At 61.1% G+C, this 23,866-nt stretch carries 21 protein-coding genes; 4 read left to right on the forward strand and 17 right to left on the reverse strand.

All coding sequences use genetic code 11. The annotated features are described in order from the left end of the window. Positions 1-2: 2 nt before the first annotated feature. The 5 genes from AC1DM5_RS02745 to pcsA are packed head-to-tail and all read right to left on the reverse strand — an operon-like array spanning position 3 to position 5,320. A complete protein-coding gene (locus AC1DM5_RS02745) occupies positions 3-923 on the reverse strand; it encodes an ABC transporter permease (RefSeq protein WP_477822499.1) in 921 nt (306 codons plus the stop codon). Then, positions 920-2,005 carry an ABC transporter permease gene (locus AC1DM5_RS02750; protein WP_477822500.1) on the reverse strand — a complete coding sequence of 362 codons (1,086 nt, stop codon included), beginning with the start codon at positions 2,003-2,005 and terminating at the stop codon, positions 920-922. The genes AC1DM5_RS02745 and AC1DM5_RS02750 overlap by 4 nt, the downstream gene beginning before the upstream one ends. Then, a complete protein-coding gene (locus AC1DM5_RS02755; protein WP_477822501.1) occupies positions 1,995-3,563 on the reverse strand; it encodes an ABC transporter ATP-binding protein in 1,569 nt (522 codons plus the stop codon). The genes AC1DM5_RS02750 and AC1DM5_RS02755 overlap by 11 nt, the downstream gene beginning before the upstream one ends. 39 nt (positions 3,564-3,602) lie before the next feature. Further along, positions 3,603-4,583, reverse strand: coding sequence for a quinone oxidoreductase family protein (locus tag AC1DM5_RS02760; protein ID WP_477974550.1), 981 nt, complete (start codon positions 4,581-4,583; stop codon positions 3,603-3,605). A gap of 11 nt (positions 4,584-4,594) precedes the next feature. Further along, positions 4,595-5,320, reverse strand: a complete 726-nt coding sequence (gene pcsA / locus AC1DM5_RS02765; RefSeq protein WP_113319895.1) for a phosphatidylcholine synthase — start codon at positions 5,318-5,320, stop codon at positions 4,595-4,597. 248 nt (positions 5,321-5,568) lie between these two features. Here pcsA and AC1DM5_RS02770 point away from each other — a divergent pair, with 248 nt between their 5' ends. Continuing rightward, on the forward strand, positions 5,569-6,381 hold the full coding sequence (locus AC1DM5_RS02770) for a ferredoxin--NADP reductase (protein ID WP_113319894.1): 813 nt from the start codon (positions 5,569-5,571) through the stop codon (positions 6,379-6,381). Between the two features lie 48 nt (positions 6,382-6,429). On the opposite strand, the gene AC1DM5_RS02775 is transcribed toward AC1DM5_RS02770, so the two are convergent. From AC1DM5_RS02775 to AC1DM5_RS02820, 10 genes are all read right to left on the reverse strand, one after another. Further along, complete coding sequence (locus tag AC1DM5_RS02775; protein WP_477822503.1) at positions 6,430-7,044, reverse strand: GntR family transcriptional regulator; 615 nt, start codon at positions 7,042-7,044, stop codon at positions 6,430-6,432. A gap of 102 nt (positions 7,045-7,146) precedes the next feature. Next, entirely contained in the window at positions 7,147-8,349 is a 1,203-nt protein-coding gene (locus AC1DM5_RS02780) for an ABC transporter permease (RefSeq protein WP_439014919.1), read from the reverse strand. Next, positions 8,339-9,055 carry an ABC transporter ATP-binding protein gene (locus AC1DM5_RS02785; RefSeq protein WP_477822504.1) on the reverse strand — a complete coding sequence of 239 codons (717 nt, stop codon included), beginning with the start codon at positions 9,053-9,055 and terminating at the stop codon, positions 8,339-8,341. Before AC1DM5_RS02785 ends, AC1DM5_RS02780 begins: the two co-directional genes overlap by 11 nt. Positions 9,056-9,067: 12 nt before the next feature. After that, complete coding sequence (locus tag AC1DM5_RS02790; RefSeq protein WP_477974552.1) at positions 9,068-10,366, reverse strand: efflux RND transporter periplasmic adaptor subunit; 1,299 nt, start codon at positions 10,364-10,366, stop codon at positions 9,068-9,070. 294 nt (positions 10,367-10,660) lie between these two features. Next, positions 10,661-11,557 carry a carbohydrate kinase family protein gene (locus AC1DM5_RS02795; RefSeq protein WP_477822506.1) on the reverse strand — a complete coding sequence of 299 codons (897 nt, stop codon included), beginning with the start codon at positions 11,555-11,557 and terminating at the stop codon, positions 10,661-10,663. Next, positions 11,554-12,585 (reverse strand): ABC transporter ATP-binding protein, encoded by a 1,032-nt coding sequence (locus AC1DM5_RS02800; protein WP_477822507.1) that lies wholly within the window; start codon positions 12,583-12,585, stop codon positions 11,554-11,556. Before AC1DM5_RS02800 ends, AC1DM5_RS02795 begins: the two co-directional genes overlap by 4 nt. Next, a complete protein-coding gene (argH, locus tag AC1DM5_RS02805) occupies positions 12,585-14,099 on the reverse strand; it encodes an argininosuccinate lyase (RefSeq protein WP_477822508.1) in 1,515 nt (504 codons plus the stop codon). The genes AC1DM5_RS02800 and argH overlap by 1 nt, the downstream gene beginning before the upstream one ends. A gap of 3 nt (positions 14,100-14,102) precedes the next feature. Beyond that, a complete protein-coding gene (locus tag AC1DM5_RS02810) occupies positions 14,103-14,945 on the reverse strand; it encodes a carbohydrate ABC transporter permease (protein ID WP_477822547.1) in 843 nt (280 codons plus the stop codon). An 11-nt stretch (positions 14,946-14,956) separates the two neighbouring features. Further along, a complete protein-coding gene (locus tag AC1DM5_RS02815; RefSeq protein ID WP_113183053.1) occupies positions 14,957-15,904 on the reverse strand; it encodes a carbohydrate ABC transporter permease in 948 nt (315 codons plus the stop codon). Between the two features lie 9 nt (positions 15,905-15,913). Beyond that, positions 15,914-17,170 carry an extracellular solute-binding protein gene (locus AC1DM5_RS02820; RefSeq protein ID WP_477822509.1) on the reverse strand — a complete coding sequence of 419 codons (1,257 nt, stop codon included), beginning with the start codon at positions 17,168-17,170 and terminating at the stop codon, positions 15,914-15,916. A gap of 260 nt (positions 17,171-17,430) precedes the next feature. Here AC1DM5_RS02820 and AC1DM5_RS02825 point away from each other — a divergent pair, with 260 nt between their 5' ends. The 3 genes from AC1DM5_RS02825 to AC1DM5_RS02835 are packed head-to-tail and all read left to right on the forward strand — an operon-like array spanning position 17,431 to position 21,960. Next, positions 17,431-18,651 (forward strand): ROK family protein, encoded by a 1,221-nt coding sequence (locus tag AC1DM5_RS02825; protein ID WP_477974554.1) that lies wholly within the window; start codon positions 17,431-17,433, stop codon positions 18,649-18,651. A 35-nt stretch (positions 18,652-18,686) separates the two neighbouring features. After that, complete coding sequence (locus AC1DM5_RS02830) at positions 18,687-21,083, forward strand: PIG-L family deacetylase (protein WP_477822511.1); 2,397 nt, start codon at positions 18,687-18,689, stop codon at positions 21,081-21,083. A gap of 10 nt (positions 21,084-21,093) precedes the next feature. Next, the gene (locus tag AC1DM5_RS02835) at positions 21,094-21,960 is read left to right on the forward strand and encodes a DMT family transporter (protein ID WP_477822512.1); all 867 of its coding nucleotides are present in this window, start codon (positions 21,094-21,096) and stop codon (positions 21,958-21,960) included. Positions 21,961-22,021: 61 nt separating this feature from the next. Here the strand turns inward: AC1DM5_RS02835 and AC1DM5_RS02840 are convergent, their stop codons facing one another. Both AC1DM5_RS02840 and AC1DM5_RS02845 read right to left on the reverse strand, forming a co-directional pair. Further along, positions 22,022-22,915 carry an ABC transporter permease gene (locus tag AC1DM5_RS02840; protein ID WP_477822513.1) on the reverse strand — a complete coding sequence of 298 codons (894 nt, stop codon included), beginning with the start codon at positions 22,913-22,915 and terminating at the stop codon, positions 22,022-22,024. An 11-nt stretch (positions 22,916-22,926) separates the two neighbouring features. After that, a complete protein-coding gene (locus tag AC1DM5_RS02845) occupies positions 22,927-23,865 on the reverse strand; it encodes an ABC transporter permease (RefSeq protein WP_477974556.1) in 939 nt (312 codons plus the stop codon). Between the last annotated feature and the right edge of the window lies 1 nt (position 23,866).

Raw genomic sequence — 23,866 nt, forward strand, 5'->3', positions numbered from 1 at the left:
TTTTATCGCTCCGGTACGAAGGCTTTTCCAAGCGACGCGGGCGTGTTGATCAACGTCGTGCGTCGATTATGAGAAATGATGATGAGAACCACAATAGTCGCAGCATAGGGCAGCATCGAGAGGAACTGCGCGGGGATGCCGAGACCGAAGGCCTGTGCATGAAGCTGCAGGATCGTGACCGCGCCGAACAGATAGCCACCGGCAAAAACCCGCCACGGACGCCATGAGGCAAAGACGACAAGCGCCAGCGTGATCCAGCCGCGGCCGGCTGACATGTTCTCCACCCATTGCGGCGTATAGACGAGCGAAAGCTGCGCACCGGCGAGACCCGCGCAGGCACCGCCGAACATCACAGCCAGATAGCGCGTGCGGATGACGTGAATGCCAAGCGCATGGGCCGAGCCGTGACTGTCACCGATCGCCCGGAGCTTCAAGCCGGTCCGGCTCTTGAACAAGAACCAGCTCACACCGAGGAGCAATGCGATCGACAGGTAGAAGATCAGGTCCTGCTTGAAGAGCACTGGGCCGATAACCGGAATATCGGACAGGAGCGGAATGTCGATCTCCTCCAACCGGATACCGGGTACGCTGACATAGGGCTCGCCGAGCTGGCCGGAGACGCCAAGGCCGAGAAGGGTCAGCGCCAGGCCGGTCGCCACCTGGTTTGCAACCAGCGTCAGCGTCAGGAAGGCGAAGAGCAGCGAAAACAGCCCGCCCGCGACGATGCCGCAGATGATGCCGACATAGGGAGACCCCGAGATCTGCGCGCCGGCGAAGGCAGCGACAGCCCCCATGATCATCATGCCCTCGACCCCGAGATTGAGGACACCGGAGCGCTCGGTCACGAGTTCGCCGAGTGCGGCGATGACGAGCGGCGTGGAGGCGGTAATGACCGTCAGAAGAATGGCTTCGAAGATGCTCATGCCACGCCACCCCTGACCCGCGACCAGACGATGCGGATTTTGTAATAGATCAGCGTGTCACAGGAGAGCACGAAGAAGAGGATCAGCCCCTGAAAGACCCGGGTGACCTTGTCCGAAACACCGATCGAAAGCTGCGCCGCCTCACCACCCAGATAGGTCAATGCCAGCACCAGACCCGAAGCGATGATGCCGAGCGGGTTGAGGCGGCCGAGGAAAGCGACGATGATGGCGGTGAAGCCATAGCCCGGCGAAATCGCCGGCTGCAGGTGGCCGATGGAACCCGAAACCTCGCAGATGCCGGCAAGGCCTGCCAGCGCGCCGGAAAAGAGGAAGCTGAACCAGATCATCTTCTTCGACGAGAAGCCTGCGAAACGTCCTGCCCGTTCCGACTGGCCGAGCACGACGATCTCGAAGCCCTTCAGCGTGAAGCGCATCATGAACCAGACGAGCACCGCCGCAATGATCGCGAAGATGAAGGCCCAATGGGCGCGTCCCGATTCCTCCCAGATTGCCGGCACGATCGCTTCCGGCGCGAAATCGCGCGAGACCGGGAAGTTGAAGCCCTTCGGATCACGCCATGCGCCCCGGATCAGCCAGTCGAGAAACAACTGGGCAATATAGACCAGCATCAGCGAGGTCAGGATCTCGTTGGTATTAAAATGCGCCTTCAGGAGCGCCGGAATGGCAGCAAACAGCGCGCCGCCGAACGCGCCAAGGATCAGCATCAACGGCAGGACGAGCGGCGAATGCCAATCATAGAAGACGATCGGAATATATGAGCCGGTGATCGCGCCGATGGTGAACTGGCCTTCGGCGCCAATGTTCCAGTTGTTGGAGCGATAACAGACCGCGAGACCGACGGCGATCAGGATCAGCGGTGCAGCCTTGACTGCCAATTCGTGCAGCGACCACACTTCCAGAAGCGGCTCGAGGAAGAAGGCGTCGAGCGCTTCGACCGGATCCTTGCCGAGCATGGCGAACATGATGGCGCCAAATATCAGCGTCAGGACGAGAGCGAGAAGCGGTGAAACGAAGGCATAGAGTTTCGAGACCTGCGGGCGCTTTTCAAGCTCAATGCGCATGAGCAGCCTCCGCAGCATGCTTGCTTTCATGCAGCCCGCCCATCAGCAGGCCGATCTTCTCGCGCGTGAGTTCACCTGCCGCGTAGGGTTTCGAAAGACGTCCCTCGGAAATGACAGCGATATCAGTCGCGACTTCGAAGATCTCGTCGAGATCCTGGCTGATGACGACGACGGCCGAACCCGCCTTTGCCAGGTCCACCAATGCCTGGCGGATGCGGCTTGCGGCACCAGCGTCCACGCCCCAGGTCGGCTGATTGACGACGAGAACGGAGGGCTGACGATCAAGCTCGCGGCCGACGATGAATTTCTGCAGGTTGCCGCCGGAGAGCGAGCCTGCGGCGGGGTCATCGCCGCTCTTGCGCACGTCCATGGCCTCCGAAATGCGACGTGCGGCAGATTTTACTGCGCTGTAGCGGATGATGCCGAGGATACCGAGGAAGGCTTTGCGGTCGGACTGGTTGCGGGCCAGCACCAGATTATCGGAGAGTTTCATGGCGGAAACGGCCGCATGGCCATGCCGCTCTTCCGGCACGAAGCCGGCGCCGAGCAGGCGGCGCGCGGTAATGCCCTGCGCTCCGACCGGCTTCTTGCGGATCACGATCGCTTCGGCCGAGGTGACAGGATATTCGCCTGACAGCGCATCGAAGAGTTCGCTCTGTCCATTGCCCGCAACACCGGCGATCGCGAGGATCTCGCCCGACCGTACCGTCATGGAGACATCGCGCAGCGGCATGGCAAAGGGCGTGCGTGCGGCGACGGAAAGGTTCGAGACCGCAAGCTGCACATCACCCTTGTCACTGCGCTCGGGGTGCGTGACGGAAGCTACCTCGCTGCCGACCATCATGCGAGCGAGAGAGGCTGGCGTCTCCTGCTTCGGATCGCAGGCGCCGGTTACGCGGCCGTGCCGGAGCACGGTGGCGCGATCACAGATGCGCTGCACCTCTTCCAGACGATGGCTGATGTAGAGAACGGAGCGGCCCTCTGCGCGCAGCTTGAAGAGGGTTTCGAAGAGCTTGTCGGCCTCCTGCGGCGTCAGCACCGATGTCGGCTCGTCGAGAATAATAAGCTTCGGGTTCTGCAGCAGGGCGCGAACGATCTCGATCCGCTGGCGCTCGCCGACCGAGAGATCGGCGACATGGGCGTGCGGATCGAGCGGCAGGCCATAGGCCTGCGACAGCGCCCTCGCCTCTTCGGCGATCCTGCCGATCGGAATGCTGTCATCAAGCGAAAGCGCGATGTTTTCGGCAACGGTCAGTGCCTCGAACAGCGAGAAATGCTGGAAGACCATGCCAATGCCGAGCTTGCGGGCCTCGCCCGGCGAGGTGATCGTGACCGGCCTGCCCTCCCAAACAATATGCCCGTCCGTCGGCTCCAGAACGCCGAACAGCATCTTGACTAGTGTGGATTTGCCTGCGCCATTTTCGCCGAGGAGCGCATGAATTTCGCCCGGCGCTATATCGAGATCGATTTCATTGCAGGCGGCAAAGCTACCGAAGAATTTCGTCAGCTTCTGGACCGATAATAACGCACCGGAAGCCGGCACATTCAATGGCGACACGTTCCCCTCATTTCTTCTGCCGACCGGTCCGTTCGGATCTCATGGAATCAGCAGCGTCGTTCCGGTTGTTCTTCTTGTTTCCAGATCTGCGTGGGCCCGCCCAACCTCACGCAGCGGATAGGTTTGGTTGATATTGATACGCACTTTGTTGCTGCGCACAACATCAAATAGATGGTTTGCACAATCGGTTAGCTCCTGACGTGTGGCGATATAGGTGAAGAGCGTCGGCCGCGTGGCATAGAGCGAGCCCCTCTGGGCGAGATGCGCCATGGTAAAATTCTCGATCGCGCCCGAGGACTGTCCAAACGACGCGAAGAGCCCGCGCGGCTTCAGGCAATCCAGCGATTGCGGGAAAGTGTCGCGGCCGATCGAGTCATAGACCACGTCGACACCCTTGCCACCGGTGATCTCCCGCACGCGCTCTGCGAAATTCTCGGTCTTGTAGTTGATGACATGATCATAGCCACGTTCGAGCGCCAACTGAACCTTGTCGGCGGAGCCTGCCGTGCCGATGACGGTTGCACCGAGCGCCTTCGCCCACTGGCCGGCGATGAGGCCGACGCCGCCGGCTGCGGCATGAAACAGCAGCACGGTCTCGGGGCCGACCTTGAAGGTTCGGTTCAACAGATATTCCGCCGTCATGCCCTTCAGCATCATGGCAGCGGCCGTTTCCAGGCTGATGCCGTCAGGCACCTTTACCAGATGTTTCGTCTCGATATTGCGTTCCGCGCTATAGGCGCCATCGGCACTGGCATAAGCGACGCGGTCGCCCACGGCGAAATCGGTCACACCAGGGCCAATTGTCGTGACAACGCCGGCGGCTTCCTTGCCGGTCACGAAGGGCAGATGCGGCGCCTTGTAAGTGCCGTCGCGGAAATAGACATCGATGAAATTCAGCCCGACCGCTTGCTGGCGGATCTGCACCTGCCCCTCAGAAGGCGGCGGCAGATCGATATCGACATATTCGAAAACCTCGGGGCCACCGTTTCTGGAGAAAGAAACCGCCTTCGTCTTTGTCATCTCAGTCTACCTCATTTACGTCCAAGCGCCGGGAAGAATTGGAGCACGGCACCGATAACGTAAAGATAGATGCCGCTCACGATGAAGAGAACGACTGCCCATTGCGGCATGTCGAAATACTTCAGCAGCGAATAGGCACCGAGTGCCGACCACAACAGAAAGACGCCGAGGTTCAAAGGGCGCAGACGCTGGACCCGTACGGGATGCAGGAAGTTGATCGGCAGGAAAGTCAGGATCACGGAGACGGTGACGACGATAAAGGCGGTCATTTCGCTCGCATGCATGACGAAGAGCGTGAAGACCACCATATTCCAGACGACGGGGAAGCCGGAAAAGAAATACTCCTCCGTCTTCATGCCCATATCGGCATAATAGATGGCGCTGGAAACGACGATCATGCCGGCGGCGGCGAAAGACCAGGGCTCGCCGATCATGCCGCTCTGATAGAGCGCAAAGGCCGGCAGCAGCACATAGGTCACGTAATCGATGATATTGTCGAGTGTGTCGCCGGACCAGTTGGGCAGGACTTCCTTGACGCGCACCTTGCGGGCGATCGGCCCGTCGATGCCATCGACCAGCAGCGCAAGACCCAGCCACCAGAACATGTCGACGAAGCGATGCTCGGCGGCGGCCACCACACCGAGAAAGGCAAGGAAGGAACCGGACGCCGTCAGTATATGGACGGAAAATGCGCGCATTTCCGCGTAAGGAACGCGCTTGTAATTGAAGATTTTCATGTTCCCCCGTGACCACCTGTCGCGCCCCGCGCCGCGGCGGGCGTCGTTTTTCGCCTAATATGCATCCTTTGAATAGCTTAGCCAGCGCAAAAGCGACAGTTCATCACAGGCCAAGAATCCTGACCGTGACATGCATATTTCGCTCCCCAGCCGTGCGATGGAATGGATTGCCTTTAATTCAGCGAGGTTTTGTAATATCTGCCTCGCATGCCGATGATCATCCTACGAACGACGAGTCCGATATCGAAATGAACGCTCCCGCAAAGACCGAAGAATTTGCCTCCGCCATTCCCGCCGGCGTTTACGCCGAGACGGTGCTGAGCGTGACGCATTACACTGACCGGCTCTTCCGTTTCACGATGACCCGGCCAGATGGCTTCCGTTTCCGTTCGGGCGAATTCGCAATGATCGGCCTGATGGTCGAAGGCAAGCCGGTCTTCCGCGCCTATTCGATCGCAAGCCCGGCCTGGGCCGAAGAGCTGGAATTCTTCTCCATCAAGGTGCCGGATGGCCCACTGACCTCGCATCTGCAGCTCATCAAGCCGGGCGACCAGGTGCTGATGCGCAAGAAGCCGACGGGCACGCTGGTTCTCGACGCGCTCACCCCGGGCAAACGCCTCTACATGTTCTCGACCGGCACCGGCGTCGCGCCGTTCGCGAGCCTCATCCGCGATCCGGAAACCTACGAGAAGTTTGACGAGGTCATCCTCACGCATACGACGCGCGAGATTTCCGAGCTAAAATATGGCTTCGATCTCGTCCACGAGATCCAGAATGACGAGCTCCTCAAGGAAGTCGTCGGCGACAAGCTGCGCCACTATGCGACCGTCACCCGCGAAGATTTCGAATATCGCGGCCGCATCACCGACCTGATTTCTTCCGGCAAGCTCTTCACCGATCTCGGCGTGCCGCCGATCGATCCGGCAATCGACCGCGGCATGATCTGCGGTTCTTCCGCTATGTTGAAAGACACCAAGGAGCTTCTGGAAAAGGCCGGTCTCGAAGAAGGCGCCAACAGCAAGCCCGCCGAATTCGTGATTGAACGCGCCTTCGTTGGCTGAGGCGGGAATATATATTCTCAGGTAACGGCTCCGGAAACGGGGCCGTTTCTATTTCTGGCTCAGATAATCGATCAGATCGGCCATGGCCTCGCGCGCCTGCTCGACCCCACCCTGATGAATGGCCCTGATGACCGCGACGTGGAGGGAGATGGAGCGATCCATCCGTTCCGGATTGGCGGTCGAATACCACAGGCGGCGAGAATGGGTCTGGACCGGCCCCAATGCTGCAGTCATGAAACTGTTCGGGCAGGCGTCCTCGATGATCTCGTCAAAGGCCTTGTCGGCGGCGAAAAAGCGCGCCACATCGCCGTTGACAGCGCATTCCTCCATGGCGCGGGCGCAGGCGACGAGCCGGGTCCTCTGCTCCTCATTCGCAGCATCGGCGACGAGAGCTGCCGCAACCGGCTCCAGCTTGCGGCGCACCTGCATGACATTGGCATGATCTTCAGCATGGATTTCGGCGATCTGCAGGCCGACGCGCGGCTTCACCACGATCAGCCCCTGCCAGGCAAGTTTCTGGATCGCTTCGCGCACCGGTGTGCGGCCATGGCCCGCAAGATCGATGAGCTGTTTTTCCGTTACCAACGCACCCGGCGCCAAAGCCAGTGTCACGATAGCGTGCTCCAGCGCCAGATAGGCGAGATGGCTTAGCGATTCCTGCATGCGGGCGAATCCCAGACTGATATATCAATACTGGCACGGTTAAATGCCGAAGACACGTTATCCTGATATATCAAAGTCATGCAGTACGCGAAAGCACTCCCCTTACTCGTGACGCAGCGCCTCGATGGGATTGAGCTGTGCTGCGCGTCTGGCCGGAAAGAAGCCGAAGATCATGCCGATCGCCGCCGAGAAGACGAAGGCAATGAAGATGATGAGCGGGCTGACCACAAAGGGCACATTGAGGAAGCTGACCGTACCGTATGCAAGTGTCAGACCCAGCATGATGCCGGCTATGCCGCCGAAAAGGGACAGGGCGACGGCCTCGACGAGGAATTGCGTCAGCACCTGGTTTTCAAGTGCGCCGATCGCAAGACGGATACCGATCTCGCGCGTGCGCTCTGTCACCGATACCAGCATGATGTTCATGATGCCGATACCGCCGACGAGCAGGCTGACGGCGGCGACCGCGCCGAGCAGACCGGTCAGCAACGTCGTCGTACCAGTCATGGCTTCGGCGATCTGCGTCATGTCGTTGACGTTGAAATCATCCTGACGGCCGGGAATGATCTTGCGGCGTTCGCGCAGCAGGTTTTCGACATCGGCTTGCACCTTTGATGTCGAGACGCCGTCACGCGCGGAGATGAGGATCGTCGGCACATTGGAGCTGCCGCTGATGCGTCGCTGGAACACCTTGACGGGCATGATGACGGCATCGTCCTGGTCGTTGCCCATGCCGGACTGGCCGCGCTTTGCCAGGACGCCGATGACCGGGCAGGAAACCTTGCCGACACGGATCAGCTGGCCGGTCGGATCGGCGGCGCCGAAAAGCTGCTCGCGCACGGTCTCGCCGATGATGCAGCGCGACTGGCCGCGCTCTTCTGCCGGCGTGAAATTGCGGCCAAGCGCCAGATCCCAGTCCTGTGCGATGAAATAGTCGTTGGTCGTGCCGTAGACTGTGGTGGAATGGTTCTGCCCACCGAAGATGACCGTCGCCGTTGACTGATTGGACGGCGCCACTGCCCGCAGGCCGGAGACCTGATCGCGGATCGCTTCGACATCTTTCAGCGTGAAGCGCCGCGCCTCGGAGCTGGCGCGGCCGGGACCGAACTGGCCGGGGCGCACGAAGAGCATGTTGGTGCCAAGGCGCGAAAGCTCGGTAGAAACCTGCGCCGTCGTGCCATTGCCGATGGTGACGAGCGCGATGACGGCCGCAACGCCGATGACGACGCCGAGCACGGTCAGGAAGGAACGCAGAAGATTGCGGCTGATGGCGCGCAGCGCCAGCTTCAGCGTCTCAAAGAACATGTTCCGCCCTCCGCTGATGCTCGACCTCGGTTTCCAGCTTGCCGTCGACGAAGCGCAGCAGGCGTCCCGCGTAGGCGGCGATATCGGGCTCGTGCGTGACCATGACGATGGTGATGCCCTGTTCGCGGTTCAGCCGCGTCATCAGATCCATGATCTCCATGCTGGTCTTGGTATCGAGGTTGCCGGTCGGCTCGTCGGCAAGCAGCAGGGCTGGTTCGGTGACGATGGCGCGGGCGATCGCCACACGCTGCTGCTGACCGCCGGAGAGTTCCTGGGTCTTGTGGTTTTCCCTGCCCGACAGGCCGACGAGGCCGAGCGCTTCCCTCGCCCGCCTGCGCCGCTCGCCGACTGCCATGCCACGATAAATCAGCGGCAGTTCGACATTCTCCACGGCGGAGGTACGCGACAACAGGTTGAAGCCCTGGAAGACGAAGCCCAGCATATGGCGGCGCAGCAACGTCAGCTGGCTGCGATCGAAGCCGCTTGTCGAAATGCCCTGGAAAATGTAGTCGCCCGAGGTCGGCACATCGAGGCAGCCGAGAATATTCATCGCCGTCGACTTGCCGGAACCGGATGGTCCCATGATCGCGACGAATTCATGCTCGCGGATCGAAAGGTCCACATGGTCGAGCGCGCGGATGGCCGCAGCGCCCTCACCGTAGATTTTCGAGACCTGCCTGAATTCGAGAAGCGGCGGGCGTTCCATCATCGGCTCCCGTCAGTTCGCCCGTGCCGCGGCATCGGTGATGATTGCATCCTTTTCGGTGAGTTCGCCCGATGTGACCTGGGTGAACTGACCATCGGAGGAGCCGACCTGGATCACGACGGGCGCGGGGTGGCTGTCGCGCAGCACCCAGACGCGGCGCTGCGTGCCGGTGAGCTTGGAATCACCACCGCCGCCACTGCGGGGCAGACGGGGCGGACGGAACAGGCTGAAGATACCGCGACCACCGCGCCCTTCCACTTGCGGCGGCGCATAACGGAGGGCCGCATTCGGCACCATCAGGGTATCCTTGACGGCCTCGACGGTGATATCCGATGTCGCCGTCATGCCGGGGCGCAGCAGCAAGTCGGCATTGTCGACCGAGAGGACCGCCTTGTAGGTGACGACATTGTTGACCACTTCGGAAGCAAAGCGGATCTGCTCGATCACGGCCGGGAAGGTGCGGTCGGGATAGGCATCGACAGTGAAGGTCGCCTTCTGGCCGACGGCGATCTGGCCGACATCAGCCTCATCGACATCCACTTGCAGCTCCATCTTCTTGAGATCGCCGGCAATCGTGAAAAGCACGGGCGCCGAAAGCGAGGCAGCAACGGTCGCACCCGGATCGACGGAGCGGGTGAGGATCACGCCATCGATCGGCGAGACGATCTTCGCCTTGCCGAGATTGACCTCGGCAAGCTGCAGGTCCGCCTCGGAAGCCAGGACCTCGGCCTCATTGATATCTTTGGCGGCGACTGCCGAGTCATATTTGTATGTCGCGTCGTCGAGGCTCTGCTGGGTGGAGACGTTACTTTTCACGAGGCTCTTCAGGCGGTCGAGCGAGGTCGCAGCCGATTCCAGATCGGCATTCGCCTTGACCACATTGGCCTTTGACGAGTTGAGCTTGGCACGCGAACTCTTCACATCGGCTTCCAGCTTGTTGGTGTCGAGGACGGCCAGAACATCGCCTGCCTTGACGGTGCTGTTATAGTCGACATTGACGTCGCGCATGGTACCCGACAATTCGCTCGATATATCCACCTGTTGTGTCGGCTGGACGGAACCGGTGGCGGTGACGAGCACTGTGAGGTCGCCGCGTTTGACCGGCTGGGTCGTGTAGGTGACTTCTGCGCTGCTGCGGCCCATGTAGAAATAGGCGGCAGCGGCAGCAGCCAGGATCACGAACACCAGAACGATCAGGCGTCCACGCCAGCGACGGCCCCTGCTCTGCCGGCCGGCGACCAGCACGGCAGCCAGATCGGCATTTGCGCCTGTTACAGAACCGGTCTCTCTGCCAGCCTCCAAATTGTCCATCTAATCCTCGATGTATGCTTCGCCGTATCAGCCCTGCTTCACGCCGAGATAATCATGCCGAAGATGAACCCAACATTACCGATGCCCTGACGATGGCACGGAAATGCGGCTGAAAAACATGAAATATTCGTAAGGAAACAGCTGGATGGCGCAGTCAACGAAAGCTGTTCGGCAACACGCCCGCGGGCTCGACGCGAATAATTCAGGGTTGCATCTGGCGCAGCGATTTCGGTGCCGCTTTCGGTCAATCTAGAGTGATCCGCGGCTCTGGAAAGGCCGCGGATCGTCCAAGCTCTAGCGTGCAGGCAGAATTGCGGCGCCGCCTGCCGCCTGGACCGCGAGGCTGCCCATGGCAATGCCTTCGCGCAGGCAGATATCGGCGCTCGCGCCGCCAAGCCAGGCATGGATGAGCCCGGCATTGAAGGCGTCCCCCGCACCGGTCGTATCCACGACATTGACGGTGGGGGCATTCTGATGGAGGCGCATATCTCCGGCCGCGAAATAAGCGCCGCCGGCGCCAGCCTTCAACGCCACCGCCGGGAAGCGCTCGGAGAGCCTATCCAGCGCTACGTCCGGATCGGAGTATCCGGTGATGGCAACGGCTTCCTCGACATTCGGAAGGAAGAGATCGACGCCTTCACAGCGATCGAGGAAATCGTGCTGGTAGATCAGCGTCTCGTCCCAGCTCGGATCGAGCGATACGGTGAGACCGTTCTCCCTCGCCTTTGCGATCAGACCGGGGATTTCCGCCAAGGTGGCAAATTCGGCGATGTGCAGGTGACGCGCCTCGCTCCAGGCAAGCGCCTCACTGAGCGTAGCCGGCTCCGCGCCGCCGGCGCGACGGGACAGAAAGGCCCGCTCCTCGCCATTGTTGATCGCGACGGTGACCTGCGGACCGGCAGCAGCCACCCGGTCGAGAAAACGAAGGTCGACGCCGCTCGCTTCCAGTTCCGCGATCAGGCCATTCGAAAGCCCATCGGTGCCGAGACGGGAGAGCAGTGCCGTCTTGCGGCCGATATGGGCAGAATAAGCGGCCATGATGAAAGCGCCGCCGCCTGCTGCAATGCGCAAGTCATCGGCAAAGAGCTCACGCCCGAGCACGGGCATGGTCTCCAGTCCTGTGAAAATCAGGTCGCAATAGATCCGGCCGATGCTGAGCACCGCGGATCGCATGTCATTATCAGATGTCATTGGCGCCCGAGGGCCTTTTCCGTTTTTGCATCGAAAACATAGAGAGCACCGGAGGCTGCATGGGCATTCACGGTGCTGCCGACGGCCGGTATCACCTTACCGGGGGCGGTTGCAATCACGGACGTGCCCGCCACATCGAAATGCACCAGCGTTTCGGCGCCGAGCGGCTCGACGGCCGTCACCGTGCCTGAGAGCGAAAGGACGCCCGTGCCTTCGCTGATAACCAGATCATGCGGACGCACGCCGATCAGATGCGGACCGCCCGGCCCGATGCGCAAGCCATCGGCCGCAGCCGTGCCCGGCAGAAGGTTCATCGACGGACTGCCGATGAAGCGCGCGGTGAAGACATCGGCGGGGTTCTCATAGATATCCATCGGCGTTCCCGCCTGCAGGATGTGACCGTCCTTCATGACCACAATGCGGTCGGCCATGGTCATGGCTTCTACCTGATCGTGGGTGACGTAGACGATCGTCGTGCCCAGGCGCTGGTGCAGGCGTTTGATCTCGATGCGCATCTGGGTGCGCAGCTGGGCGTCGAGGTTTGACAACGGTTCGTCGAAGAGGAAGGCAGAGGGGTTGCGCACCATGGCGCGGCCGATGGCGACGCGCTGGCGCTGGCCGCCTGACAGTGCTGCCGGGCGGCGGGCGAGATAATCGGTCAGGCCGAGGATCTGGGCCGTCTCATCGATGCGCTTGTCCTTATCCGCCTGCGAAAGCTTCGAGGTGTAGAGGCCAAAGCCGATATTCTGGCGTACGCTCATATGCGGATAGATGGCGTAGTTCTGGAACACCATAGCGATATTGCGATGTTTCGGCTCGCGCTCGTTGACCACCTCGCCGCCGATCTTCAGCGTGCCGCCGGAAATGTCTTCGAGACCGGCGATCATGCGCAGCGTGGTGGACTTGCCGCAGCCGGACGGGCCGACGAAGACGACGAATTCACCGTCGGCGATCGCAAGATCGATGCCATGCACGACACCCAGCTTGCCATAGCGTTTGACGAGCCCCTGCAGTTCGATATTTGCCATCAGGCGGCCCCCATCAATGCTTTGAATCTGGTTTGAAGTTCTTCTGCAGCGGCAGCTTCGCGTGCTGCATTCTCCTGCGTTTGTCTGGCGAATGCGGCAGCCTTTTCCTGGTAGGCTGCAAGCGCATCCGCCATCGGCGCCGGCGCGGGACCGCCGAAGCCGGCGCGGACGGCAACGAAATGTTCCGGCGAGACGATTTCGGCAAACTGCGCCTTGTCGATGCCGGGCTTGCGGTTGGCCAGTTCCTCGAAAGCTGCGAGGAAAGGCTCGTAACCGTCATCCGAGAGACCACCACCCTTGGCAACCACCGCGCGGGCAACCGTTGCGGCAATCTCATGCGCCTGCCGGAAAGAGAGCCCTTCCAGACGGACCAGCGAATCCGCCAGTTCCGTGATCGTGATGCAGGAGCGGCGGATATTGTCCGCTACACGCTCGGGATCGATGCTGATCTGCGCGACGAAAGCGGCGAGCAGGTCGAGCACACGTCCGGCCGAATGGAAGGCTTCGTAGCCCATGCCCTGCGTTTCACCTTCGCTGTCATTCATGTCGGTGAAGGGCGTGTTATGCATGACGTCGAGCACGGTGCGGGCGCGACCAAAGGTCTGGCTCGCCAGATGGCGCATATGCTCGATCGGCACCGGATTGCGCTTCTGCGGCATGATTGAGGAAATCTGCACCAACGCATTCGGCACATAGATCTGGCCGACCTCGAAGCTCGTCCAGAACTGGAAATCCTGGATCAGGCGGCCGAGATGCAGGAACATCAGCTCGATCGCGCTATAGGTCGAGGTCGTATAATCGACGGCTGCGATGCAGCTGTAGGAATTGCGCAGCGGCGCGGCGAAGCCCAGCAGTTCGGCAACGCGGGCGCGATCAATCGGGAAGCCCGATGTGGTGATCGCCGCGGCCCCCATGGGGCTGAGGTTGACGATCTCACGGGCTTCGGCAAAGCGCTCGATATCGCGGATCAGCACTTCGATCGCCGCCGAGAGATAATGGCCGAAGGTGGTCGGCTGGGCCGGCTGGCCGTGGGTATAGGCAACGATCAGCGTTTCCTTTTCCCAGTCGGCGGTAGCGATCATCGCGTCCAAGAGCTTGCGCGCCTTGACCATCAGCGCATCGATGTGCCCCTTTAGGCCGAGCTTGAACAGCGTGTGGTCGATGTCGTTGCGTGAGCGCGCCGTATGCAGGCGGCCGGCGATATCAACACCGATACGGGCCTTCAGCTCCTTCTCGATGAGGAAGAAGAAGTCTTCGACCTCGCCGGTATAGACGAGCTTTTCCGGATCGATGTCATGGTCGATCGTCTCGAGCGCGCCGGCGATCTTACCCGCCTGCTCACGGTCCAGAATGCCGGTCTCGACCAGCATCACCAGATGCGCGCGGTCGATGCGGCGAAAGCCGTCGACGTGATGCGTCTTGGCGCCATCGAAGAGCGGCTTCAAAACCGTTTCCTTATAGACGGGATCGGGAAAGACGCTCTTGTCGGAAAGACGGGGGTTGGTTTCGGTCATGTTTTATCCCTTCAGACCGGCCAGCATGACGCCGCGCACGATGTAGCGCTGCAGCACCAGGAAGACGAGCAGCGTCGGCAATGTCGCAAGTGCCGCGCCGGTCATGATCATTTCCCATTGGATGGATTGCTCGACGGCAAAGCTCGAGAGGCCGACCGGCAGCGTGTAGAGTTCGCGGCTGGTGGTGACGATCAGCGGCCAAAAGAAGGCCGTCCAGTTGCCGAGGAAGGTAAAGATCGCCAGCGCAGAAAGTGCCGGCGTCACCAGCGGCATCGCCACTTTCCACCAGATCTGGAATTCGTTCAGGCCGTCGATACGGGCCGCTTCCAGAAAGTCGTTCGGCACGGTTTCGAAGAACTGCTTCATCAGGAAGGTGCCGAACGCCGTCATCATGCCGGGGAACATGATGCCCCAGTAGCTGTCGAGCCAGCCGAGTTGCGCCGACATCAAATACCAGGGAATGACCAGCATTTCCGTCGGGATCATCAGCGTCGAGAGGATCGCCAGGAAGATCAGGTAGCGGCCGCGGAATTCGAACTTGGCGAGCGTGTAGCCGACCAGGCTGTCGAAGAAGACATTCGAGAGCGTCACCGTGCAGGCAACGATTGTCGAATTCAGGAACCAGCGCATGAAGCGGCCGTCCGAGAGAACGGTGATGTAGTTCTGCAGTGTCGGCTCGGCCGGGATGAGGCGCAGGTCATAGACCTGGCCTGCCGTCTTCAGCGAGGTCGAGAACATGAAGAGCAGCGGCGAGACCATGATAAGGCCGCCGATGAAAAGCAGCGTCCAGATGAGGATTGCGCCGGGGCGGATATTGGCTTTCGGCAGCGGTGCCGCCGTATTGATCGTTACGGCACTCATTTGCGCTCCCTCAGGATCCAGAGCTGCAGCAGGGAAACGCAGAGCAGGATGGCGAAGAGCACGACGGTCTGCGCGGCTGCATAGCCCATGTTGTAGGATGAAAAGGCCGTCTGATAGATCATGAGAACCAGAGGCTTGGTCGATCCGAGCGGGCCGCCGGGATCGTTGGTCGTCATGTTGTAGACCTGATCGAAGATGCGCAGGAAGCCGATCGAGGAGAAGACGACGAGGAAGACGGTCGTCGGCTTCAGGAGCGGCAGCGTGATCTTCCAGAGGATCGGCCATTCGCCGAGACCATCGATCTTCGCAGCCTCGTAAAAGGTGCTCGGGATGGCGCGAAGTCCGGCCATGAAGATGATGATCTGGAAGCCGAGGCCGGCCCAGATGGAGGTGACCATGATCGACGGCAGCGCCTGATCGACGGAGCGGATGAACTGCTGCTGCGGCAGGCCGATCATGCCGAGCACGTCGTTGATGACGCCAATCGGGGCCGGCTGATAGAACCAGCGCCAGACCCAGGCCATGGCGGCAGCCGTCGTCAGGAACGGCAGGAAATAGAGCGCGCGGATCAACCCATGCAGGAAACGCACGCGATCCAGGAAGAAGGCCACGACGAAAGAGATGATGAGGCTCAGCGGCGTGCCGATGATGAGATAGGTGAAGGTGTTGCGGAAAACCTTCCAGAATTGCGGGTCGTTATAGAGCTTCACATAATTGGCGACGCCGATGAATTTCGGCGGCTTCATCAGGTTCCAATTGGTGAAGGACAGGTAGAAGGCCTGCAGCGTCGGGTAAAAGCGGATCACGCAGTAAAACAGGATCGGCAGGGCCAGGAATGTCCAGACCCAGACGAGGCGCTTCTGGCGCATCGTCAACCGATCCCAGAACGATCCGGCGGGACGGCTGATAGCCGCCCCTTCCGTATTCGCGGGTGCGGAGCTCATGGCCGTCCCTTATTTGCTCTTGGCATTGTCGATGATTTCCTGCTCGGCGGTTGCCGCCTGAGCAATGGAATCCTCGGGCGACTGTCCCTCGAGCAGAACGCGGTTGACCATGTCGATAGCGTTCTGGCGCTGGCCGGCTTCATCCACGAAGAGCGAAGTGTGCGAATAAGCGAGCGCCTTCAGGAACGGCGCATAGATCGGGTTCTTGAGGTTTTCATCGGTCAGAGCGGCTTCGCGACGGGCCGGCAGTTCGCCGACGGTGCCTAACCAGACCTTCATCGCTTCTGGCGAAGTCACATAGGCCAGGAACTTCTTGGAGGCCTCCAGCTTTTCGCCCGATACCTTGGCGCCGATGCCGTTGGCGAAATAGCTCGCATAGTTGGAACGCAGGCCATCCGCATTAGCGGGAAGCTCGGTGACGCCCCATTCGAAATCCTTGATGCTGCCGAAGGAGCCGAGACGGAAGGTGCCGTCGATCGTCATGGCCGCCTTGCCGCCGCGGAAGGCCGCCTGGCCCTCATCCATGAAACCGGTCTGGCCGACCTTCTTTTCCGTCTGCAGGCTGGTGTAGAATTTCAGCGCCTTGATGCCGGCATCGCTGTTGTAGGTGACCTTGGAATAGTCAGCCGTGTAGGGCTCGCCGCCATACTGGCGGATCAACACTTCACGCCACCACTGGTGATCCTGACCGCCCATGTCGAGCGTCGTGCCTTCGACGGCAATATTGCCGGCGGCATCGCGCTTTACGGTCTTTTCGGCGGCAGCGACGAATTCGTCGACCGTCTGCGGCGGCTTGTTCGGGTCGAGGCCGGCTTCCTGGAAGAGCTTCTTGTTGTAGAAGAGCGCCAGCGAGCGGACGGCGGTCGGCAGGCCGTAATAATCATCGCCACGCTTCATGGCTGATACGATTGGGAAGAAGTCCTTCTCGATTTGGTCATGTGGGAAAGCATCTGTCGGCAGCGGCTGCAGCAGGCCGCCGGCGATGAACTGGTCGAGCCAGCCATAGAAGAGCTGCATCACGTCGGGACCATTGCCGGCGAGATTGGCGGCGACGACGCGCGTCTGGTAGTCGGCATAGGGGAAGGTCGTCTGCTTGACGGTGATGTCGGGATTGGCCTTTTCGAAATTGGCGATCAGCTGGTCCATCGCCTTGACGCGCGTATCGTAGACATACTGCCAATATTCGATTTCGACGGCCTGGGCGCTGTTGACCGCAACCATGCTGATGCCGGCAAAAAGCCCGGCCAATAAGATTCCGCGACGCATATTATCCCTCCATTGCCGAGCCGGCCTTCGAACCGCTCGCGCTCATCTGGTTCCCCAGGGCATCCCGCAAATCAGCAGCGCCCCGATTTGATTGGCTCGGGAAGATGGAACTGAGGCTCCTCTTCCTCGGCATCGCACTGCGACCCTTTCAGGCTGGTTCGGGCGGAGGGTTTTGTCAATAAGATAATTTAGTTTAATTATTTTATTGCTCCTTTCATGATATCGGCGCTATCCATATCGGCAGAGACGAGGGCGGAGAGATGACACGGCAATCCGGCAAGCAGCAGATCGCGATGGGCAAGAACCCTGAGCGCAGCCGCGACCACAATCGTCGTGTCGTGCTCGATGTCGTGCGCATGCATGGTTCGCTCGGCCGCATGCATATCGCCAAGCTGACGCATCTGACCGCGCAGGCGGTGGCCAATATCGTTGACGAACTCGTTAGCGAAGAGCTGCTGATGGAGATTGGCCGCCTTCGTTCCGGCCGCGGCCAGCCGCCGATCCAGTTTGCCGTCAACCCTGACGGTGCAGTCACCATCGGCGTGGAAATCGCGGCCGATCATATGGTGACGACAGTGCTCGACCTCTCCGGCAAGGTGCGTTCCGAAACGATCATGCCGGTGGACAATACGAGCCCGGAGCATATCGTTCCGCTCTTTGCCGGCGAGGTGAAGAAGGTCCGTAAGCGTTTTCCTTCCAAGCTTCTCGGCATCGGCGTCGTCATGCCCGGCCCCTTCGAAAYCGAGGGGATGAGTTCGGTCGGCCCGACCACCCTGCCCGGCTGGAGCAGCATCAATCCGGCCGCCGTTCTCAGCGAAGCCAGCGGCGAAACCGTCATCGTCGAAAACGACGCGAATGCAGCGGCCGTCGGCGAACGGCTGTTCGGTGCGGGCCGCGCTATTTCCAATTTCTGCATGATCTATTTCGGAGTCGGCGTCGGTCTCGGGCTGATCCATGACGGCGCGCCTTTCCGCGGAGCCTTCGGCAATGCCGGCGAAATCGGCCATGTCGTCGTCGCCCCGCGCGGAAAACCTTGCCCGTGCGGCCAGCGCGGCTGCCTGGAACGTTATGCATCCCTGCATGCGCTGAAGGAGAAGCTCACCGAGGCGGGCTATGAGAACGCTGATTTTGCGGCGATCGAAGTGCTGCACCGAGAGGGCAATGCCGTGGTGAAGGAGTGGATCGCGGAGACCGCTGACTATCTCTCGCCGATGGTGGCAATGCTGGAAAACGTTCTCGATCCGGAGACTGTCATCCTCGGCGGTGCGCTCCCCGATGCTGTCATCGATGAGATCGTCGCAGCCATGCAGACGCTGCCCGTTTCCGTCGCCAGCCGGCGCACGCGCGCCTTGCCGCGCGTCATCCGCGGCCAGACGGGACAATTGACGGCCGCACTCGGCGCAGCGGCGCTGCCGCTCTTCGAAGCCGTCACCCCCAAACTCGACATTTCACCGACCGCCGCCGCCGATAACGCAGCTTAAGATGCGCGCCGCCGGTCTGCCCCAATGGAGGAAGCATGCTGACCGATCGAGATCGTATTGAGAAACAGAAGCGGAGCCTTTCGCTCACGCGGCTGCACCGGGCTTTGTCTCGCCTGACCTCGACCGTCACCATGATGAATACCGGCGCGCATCCCGATGACGAGCATAACGGCCTGCTCGCCTATCTGCGCCTCGGTCTCGGCATGCGCGTCATCGTCGCCTGCTCGACGCGCGGCGAAGGCGGGCAGAATGCGCTCGGACCGGAACGGCTCGGCGCGCTCGGCATCATGCGAAGCCGCGAGATGGAAGAGGCCGCCTACGAACTCGACGCCGATGTCCGCTGGCTCGGCCACGGCCCTGATGATCCGATCCATGATTTCGGCTTCTCCAAGAATGGCGACCGGACCTTCGACCGCTGGGGCGAAAAGCGTATCGTCGAGCGGCTGGTGCGCGCCTACCGCACGGAACGTCCCGATATCGTGCTGCCGACCTTCCTCGACGTGCCGGGTCAGCATGGGCATCACCGCGCGATGACGCAGGCGGCGGAAACGGCTGTCGGGCTTGCCGCTGATCCCTTGGCTTTTCCCGAACATTTCGACGAGGGTCTGACGCCGTGGCAGGTCGCGAAATTCTATCTGCCGGCATGGTCAGGCGGTGGGGATACCTATGACGACGAAGTGCCGCCGCCGGCGATGACGCTGCCGCTTGAAGCCACCGATCTCGAACCTGTCAGCGGCGTCAGCTACGACCATATCGGCGAATGGTCGCGGTATTACCATGCCTCACAAGGCATGGGCCGCTGGTACGATATCGGCGACACCGAATGGCCACTGCATCTGAAGCTCAGCGCGCAGGGCTCTGTCGCGGAAGCCTCCATCCTCGATTCGCTTCCCTCGACGCTCGCCGAGCTCGCCCGCGAAACGGAGCTTCCGCAAAGTGTCGTCGACGCGCTGATGCGGGCGGACGGCGCAATCGGCAAGGCAATCGAGCGCTTTCCGGAACGATCCGCCATCGTCGATGCACTGCTGCAGGCAGCACATCAAGTTGAAAAGGCGCTTGAGGAAGCGCCTGAAGCCTTCCTCGCAACGCACGGGCATCGTCTGCAGCGCAAGCTCGTGGAAATCGATGCCGCACTTTGCGAAGCCGAACAGGTCTTCGTCCGGGCGGTTGCCGAACCCGCCGCGCTTTCGCCTGGAGCAACCGGCACGCTGATCCTTCATCTCAGCGGTATTGCCGGAACCGCTGTTGTCGACGCCGACATCAGATTGCCGGCAGGCATTTCGGCGAGCGTCAAGGAAACCTCGCCGAAGCGGATTGTGTACGCGCTGACAGTCGCCGCAGATGCACCGCTCACGCGGCAATATCAGCCGGGATGGTCGAGCCTCGGCGGCAACGGCAATGCCTTCGTCGATGTAAGGGCGCAGATCGGAAGCCGTTCGGTCACGGTGACCGTCGATCTTGAGGAGCCGCTTACAGTCGCGCCGCAACACTCGCTGAACCTTCAGCCCAATGCCTTCATCATTCCCGTGGATGGCGAGAGGCCGGAGCTGACGATCAAGGCTGCGTCTGCAGGACGTGTCGGCTTTTCCGCGCCGGCCGGCTGGGCTATCAGGGAGGCTGATGGCGCGCTTACGCTTTCGCCTCCTGCTACGATACCTCCCGGCCTCTTCGCCATCACGCCGCTCGTGGACGGGCACCCGGCGATGCGCATCTCGCCGATCGCCTATCCGCATATCCGCCGCACCAGCTTTCGCGAACCGGAACTGCTGCGCGTTCTGGCGCTCGACCTCAAACTGCCCGAAGGAGCCAAGATCGGCTATGTCGGCGGCGGTGCCGATCGCGTCGGGCTCTGGCTTGGCCGCATGGGGCTCGATGTCACCGAACTCGATGCGCAAGCCCTGTCCGGCGATCTCTCGCGCTTCACGACCATCGTCGTCGGCATCTTCGCCTTCGGCATCCGCAAGGATCTCGCTGCTGCGACGGCCCGCCTGCATCGCTTCGTCGAAGACGGCGGCCACCTCCTGACGCTCTATCATCGCCCGAGCGATGGCTGGCAGCCGGATGCCACACCGCCGAATCGGATCGATATCGGCTCGCCCTCGGTCCGCTGGCGCGTCACCGATCCGACAGCAGAGGTCACCGTGCTGGAGCCTGATCATCCGCTGCTCAAGGGGCCGAACAGGATCATATCCGCGGACTGGGATGGCTGGGACAAGGAGCGCGGCCTCTATTTCGCTGCCCGCTGGGACGAGGCCTATGTGCCGCTGCTTGCCATGCACGATCCCGAAGAACAGCCGCTCAAAGGTGCATTGATTTCGGCTGAGATCGGCAAGGGGCGGCATACACATACGAGCCTCGTGCTGCATCATCAGCTCGACAAGCTGACATCAGGCGCGTTTCGGCTGATCGCCAATCTCGTCCAGCCCGCCTGAGTCGATTGGGATGGATGCATCCACCGCAGCCAGGGACAGCCGTTTCGGCATTGCCTGGCTGCTTTCGGACACGACGCTGGTGACCGGCATGACGGTGCTGGTGAAGATGCAGGGCGCTTCCTATCCAGCGATCCAACTCGTCTTCATCCGCGCGCTGATCGGGCTCGTACTCATCGCGCCGATGATCTGGCGGCATCGCCGGCAACTTGCCAATTCCAGGGATCCGCTGCGCAATATCATGCGCATCAGCTGCAATGCCGTTGCGCTGACCAGTAACTTCGTCGCGCTCACTATGCTGCCGCTCGTGCTCGTCAATGCGCTCGGCTTCACCCGGCCGCTCGTCTCAATGCTGATGGCCATCGTCATGCTCGGCGAGAGGGTCAGCCGTTGGCGGTGGATCGGCGCGGTGTTCGCCTTTGTCGGCGTGCTGATCATGCTGGCGCCCAATACATTCGCCTGGAATTTCGGGCTGGTGGCCGTGCTGCTCTCCATCATCTTCGGGGCACTGGCGACGATCCAGACGCGGATGCTGCATTACGAGAACACGACCGTGATGATGGTCTTCTATACGGCCGGCCTGACTGTCATCACTTTCATTCCTGCGCTTTTCGTCTGGCAGCCAGTACGCAGCGAAGACTGGCCCGCCCTGCTCGGCATCGGCTTTCTGGCTCAGTTCGGGCAATTCTGCTTCCTGCGCGCCTATCAGATTGCCAGCGCCAGCCTGCTTGCGCCCTTCGGTTATCTGTCGATCGTCTTTGCGACGGCCAGTGGCTATGTCTTCTTCGATGAAGTGCCCGATCTTCGCACGCTCATCGGCATCGTCGTCATCGTCGCAACCTTGCAGGCAGTCGCCTTTCTGGAACGACGTCGGCGCTAGAACTCTTTGTTTTCACGCAATTCCGGACGCAAAACCGCTGCGCACTTTTGCTGGAATTGCTCTAGCGCAGCGTCGGGTCCAGCCTGTCGCGCAGCCAATCGCCAACGACGGATACCGAGAGCGTGGTGACGACGATGACGGCTGCCGGCATCAGCATGATCCAGGGGGCGGACTGGATGTAGTCGCGACCGTAACCCACCATGTTGCCGAGACTCGTCTGCGGCGGCTGCAGGCCGATGCCGAGGAAGGAGAGGCTCGATTCCAGCAGGATTACAGCGGGGATGTTGAGCGTCATGGCGATGACGATCATGGCGGAGATATTCGGCAGGATGTGGCGCAGATAGATGCGCCAGGGTGACGCGCCGATGTCGCGCGCTGCCGCCGCATAGCCCTGGGCATTGGCTGAGATCGCGAGCCCCCGGGCGATGCGGGTCACCTGCTCCCAGCCGTACATGCCGAGCAGCATGATGAAGATCGGCAGCGAATTGCCGAGGAAGGCGAGCACGGCGATTGAGATGATCATGAAAGGCATGGCGAGCTGCGCATCGACGAAGGTCAGAATGACCTGATCGACCCAGCTGCGGAAATAGGCGGCGATAAAGCCGAGCGTCACGCCGACTACGGTCGAGAGCATCGTGGCGCAGATGGCAACGGTCAGCGAGATGCGGATCGAGATCAGCGCGCGCGAAAACACATCGCGGCCGAGCTGGTCTGTTCCGAGGACATGGGTGAAATCGCCGCCGAAGAAGGCAGGTGGCTTTAGCCGCGCACGCACATCGACGGCCATGAAATCATAGGGCACGATCAGCGGCGCGATCACGGCGATCAGGACCACCAGAGCAAGCCAAAAAATCGCGATCAGAACCGCCGGCGGCCAGGCCTCCAGAAAAGCGGTGATCTTCTTCTTTTCCTCGATGACGCTGCCGCTGGCGGCAATCTGCTGGTCGAGAGCCATGTCGTTCTCCCTCAAGCTGTTGCGCCGCGACCGCGGCTGCGCATGCGCGGATCGATGAGCCCGTAGAGCAGATCGACCACGAGGTTGGAAATCACCATCATCAGACCGATCAGGAGCACGATGACCTGCACAACGGCGAGATCGCGTGCCTGAACCGAGGAGACGAGCAGTCGGCCGATACCCGGCCAGGAGAAGACGCTTTCGACGATGACGGCGCCGCCGACAAGATTACCCATCATGAAGCCGAAGATGGTGACGATCGGCACGGCGGCATTGGGCAGGACATGGCGTGTGATGATCTCAGAGGACCGCACGCCCTTGGCGGCTGCGGTACGCACGAAGGGGCGGCCAATCACCTCGATCATGGCCGAGCGCGTGTAGCGGGCAATGATGGCGGCACCTGCAATGCTCAGCGTCGCGATCGGCAGGATCATGTGGGCGTAGGTCGAATAACCGCCTGACGGCAGCCAGCGCAATTGCACGGCAAAGATCAACGCCAGCACCAGACCGAGCACGAAGGTCGGCACCGTGAAGCCGAGGACTGAGAGTGACATGATGAAGCGGTCGAAGAAGGAATTACGATACAGCGCCGCAGTAACGCCAGCCGTGATGCCGAGCGCGGTCTTGATCAACAGCGTCGGCACCATGATCTGAAGCGTCGCCGGCAACCTCGCCAGAACTGATTCAATCGCCGATCGGTTCTCGCGCATCGAATTTCCGAGATCGCCCTGGATGATGGCGATCAGATACTTATAGAACTGCACCCAGAGCGGCTGATCGAGGCCCCACTGACGACGGAAGGCGGCAATCACCTCGGGCTGGGTTTGCGCCGGATCGAAGAAGCGCGTCGCGGGGTCGCCGGCAACACGCAGAATGATGAAGGTAAAGGTGACGATGATGAAGAGCGTCACCAGCGCCCGCAGCAGGCGGATCAGAATGAATTGCAGCATG

It is taken from the genome of Rhizobium sp. 01T437, from assembly GCF_056398505.1.

What these genes read in the sequence shown, in the direction of transcription:
- AC1DM5_RS02745 (WP_477822499.1), bottom strand. Translation starts at nt 923, where the DNA reads ATGAGCATCTTCGAAGCCATTCTTCTGACGGTCATTACCGCCTCCACG.
- AC1DM5_RS02750 (WP_477822500.1), bottom strand. Translation starts at nt 2,005, where the DNA reads ATGCGCATTGAGCTTGAAAAGCGCCCGCAGGTCTCGAAACTCTATGCC.
- AC1DM5_RS02760 (WP_477974550.1), bottom strand. Translation starts at nt 4,583, where the DNA reads ATGACAAAGACGAAGGCGGTTTCTTTCTCCAGAAACGGTGGCCCCGAG.
- pcsA (WP_113319895.1), bottom strand. Translation starts at nt 5,320, where the DNA reads ATGAAAATCTTCAATTACAAGCGCGTTCCTTACGCGGAAATGCGCGCA.
- AC1DM5_RS02770 (WP_113319894.1), top strand. Translation starts at nt 5,569, where the DNA reads ATGAACGCTCCCGCAAAGACCGAAGAATTTGCCTCCGCCATTCCCGCC.
- AC1DM5_RS02775 (WP_477822503.1), bottom strand. Translation starts at nt 7,044, where the DNA reads ATGCAGGAATCGCTAAGCCATCTCGCCTATCTGGCGCTGGAGCACGCT.
- AC1DM5_RS02780 (WP_439014919.1), bottom strand. Translation starts at nt 8,349, where the DNA reads ATGTTCTTTGAGACGCTGAAGCTGGCGCTGCGCGCCATCAGCCGCAAT.
- AC1DM5_RS02785 (WP_477822504.1), bottom strand. Translation starts at nt 9,055, where the DNA reads ATGGAACGCCCGCCGCTTCTCGAATTCAGGCAGGTCTCGAAAATCTAC.
- AC1DM5_RS02790 (WP_477974552.1), bottom strand. Translation starts at nt 10,366, where the DNA reads ATGGACAATTTGGAGGCTGGCAGAGAGACCGGTTCTGTAACAGGCGCA.
- AC1DM5_RS02795 (WP_477822506.1), bottom strand. Translation starts at nt 11,557, where the DNA reads ATGACATCTGATAATGACATGCGATCCGCGGTGCTCAGCATCGGCCGG.
- AC1DM5_RS02800 (WP_477822507.1), bottom strand. Translation starts at nt 12,585, where the DNA reads ATGGCAAATATCGAACTGCAGGGGCTCGTCAAACGCTATGGCAAGCTG.
- argH (WP_477822508.1), bottom strand. Translation starts at nt 14,099, where the DNA reads ATGACCGAAACCAACCCCCGTCTTTCCGACAAGAGCGTCTTTCCCGAT.
- AC1DM5_RS02815 (WP_113183053.1), bottom strand. Translation starts at nt 15,904, where the DNA reads ATGAGCTCCGCACCCGCGAATACGGAAGGGGCGGCTATCAGCCGTCCC.
- AC1DM5_RS02820 (WP_477822509.1), bottom strand. Translation starts at nt 17,170, where the DNA reads ATGCGTCGCGGAATCTTATTGGCCGGGCTTTTTGCCGGCATCAGCATG.
- AC1DM5_RS02830 (WP_477822511.1), top strand. Translation starts at nt 18,687, where the DNA reads ATGCTGACCGATCGAGATCGTATTGAGAAACAGAAGCGGAGCCTTTCG.
- AC1DM5_RS02835 (WP_477822512.1), top strand. Translation starts at nt 21,094, where the DNA reads ATGGATGCATCCACCGCAGCCAGGGACAGCCGTTTCGGCATTGCCTGG.
- AC1DM5_RS02840 (WP_477822513.1), bottom strand. Translation starts at nt 22,915, where the DNA reads ATGGCTCTCGACCAGCAGATTGCCGCCAGCGGCAGCGTCATCGAGGAA.
- AC1DM5_RS02845 (WP_477974556.1), bottom strand. Translation starts at nt 23,865, where the DNA reads ATGCTGCAATTCATTCTGATCCGCCTGCTGCGGGCGCTGGTGACGCTC.